This window comes from Nocardia sp. CWNU-33 (genome assembly GCF_046764895.1).
In the GTDB taxonomy this organism is placed as follows: Bacteria; Actinomycetota; Actinomycetes; order Mycobacteriales; family Mycobacteriaceae; genus Nocardia.
In genome coordinates this window covers 1-1,775 of record NZ_JBKOQN010000096.1, presented here as the reverse complement: position 1 = coordinate 1,775, position 1,775 = coordinate 1, and the positions used below count along the sequence as shown (strand labels likewise).

At 64.2% G+C, this 1,775-nt stretch carries 1 protein-coding gene; it reads left to right on the top strand.

The window, feature by feature from the left end; genetic code table 11:
• Positions 1 to 480: 480 nt before the first annotated feature.
• A complete protein-coding gene (locus ACLMAL_RS39480; RefSeq protein WP_412003745.1) occupies positions 481 to 1,506 on the top strand; it encodes a hypothetical protein in 1,026 nt (341 codons plus the stop codon).
• Positions 1,507 to 1,775: the final 269 nt, after the last annotated feature.

Below are 1,775 nucleotides of genomic sequence, written 5' to 3'. Positions count from 1 at the left end.
ATCAGAAAGTCAGCGGTCCACGTGTTCCGCCGCCAAAAGGTGCTGATCATCTCCGATTAGCCGGCTATCTGCGCGCCGCTTACGGGTCGAGCCGAGCAGATCGGACCGCGGCCTGCCGAACGCACGCAAATGCCGAATTGAGTGCACTGCGGCAGGCAGATGCAGACGAAAGGGTGTCGGGTCGTCATCGCTGTGGATCGCGCCAGTTCCCCGTCATGGTCGCGTACGACGAACAAGATCGCGGCCGATGATCCGGACTTTGCATCAACGGCGTGACCGGTGAGGCCTCGGGGCGCTGCGTCGCCGAATTATTCGGGACTACAGCGGCATCGGCGCCCCTGCGGGTCAAGTCCGCAACGCGCGATCCCGACCGCCCCAGCAGGGCGGTGCGGTCGGCATTCCCGTGGCTGGAGAACCCCGGTCGGATCAGTGAGTTAGCGTCCAGCTCCGGAATTCTCGCGTCGATGTCCTGGAGTGCGCATGACCCGTACGACCCCACCCCGCCCGGCCGATATCGTCGCGGCCTTCCCCCAGTTGGCCCCGCTGGCTCGAACGGCAACCCGGTTGCACCCTCGGCCCGGACCGGTGACCCCGCACGACAGCTCGATCGGTGGACCGCTGCTGTGGCCCGCGAGCGAGCGGTGGCCGCATTGCGACGGTAAGCACGAGCCGGGGTTCGATCCGCCGATGTCGGTGTCCGATGCTCGGCTGCTGCACCGGATCGAGGCCGATTCCTACGGTCGCACACGAACCACGGACGAAGCGAACACGGTGGACCGCCTCCATGGCTATCGGCTTCGGCATGGTGATAGAGCGGTGCAGGCGGCGAGGTCGGATATCCCGCAGGAGCCGCTGGCGATGCTGCCGATCGCCCAGTTGTATGCGCGCGATGTGCCGTCCTTGCGCCCCCCCGAGGGCAAGGACTTGTTGCAGGTGCTGTGGTGCCCGTTCGGTCACGACTCGGAGCTCGTACTGCGGACGCAACTGTTCTGGCGTGACAGCCGAGAGGTCACCGACGTTCTGGTGGAGCAGCCCGAGCCCGCGGTGGTCCAATTCGAAGGCTTCGTTCCCAATGTCTGTCAGCTTCATCCGGAGATCGTCACCGAGTTTCCGCGGGAGGGTATCGATCCGGCTCTGGTTGTGGCGCTGGAGGATTGGAGCACCGCGCAGGAATACGAGGACACGGAAGAGTCCTTCTACTGGTCGCAGTTGTCGACCGCACCCGGTTGCAAAGTCGGCGGATGGACACGGTGGAGCCGGACCGATCCCTTCCCGATGCTGTGCGCCGAATGCGGCGCGCGGATGGATCCGCTACTGACGATCGCTTCGGACGAGTGGGGTAGCTCTGGCTACAGTTGGATTCCCGTCGAGGACCGAGAAGAAAACGGTGGCCATCGCTACGCGAGCCAGGCAGCAACCGGGTTGCAGTTCAATGATCTGGACGACGTGCAGCTGGTCATCTGTTCCGTCGACCCGACCCACCCTCACACCTCACACCGCCCGTAGCCGACTGTCATCCACGCCCAGCGCATGATCCTCGGCTATCGGAGAGCGGAGGTCAACCGGCTAGTGCGGTCCTTCGATGGGGTGGTCGGCTGTAACCCCCGCGCTGCTGAAACAGAACCAATACCAGTCGCCGCTGCGGGATATCCGGTAATCAGCGTAAGTCGTTTTGTGTCAAGCGGTTCGGTCGGTGCCTCGTCCGTCGTCGTCCCTGCATAGCAGTAATGGGGTTGATCCCAGCAGCGTGTAATCGGGTTGAGGTGACGACGGGC

What these genes read in the sequence shown, in the direction of transcription:
- ACLMAL_RS39480 (WP_412003745.1), top strand. Translation starts at nt 481, where the DNA reads ATGACCCGTACGACCCCACCCCGCCCGGCCGATATCGTCGCGGCCTTC.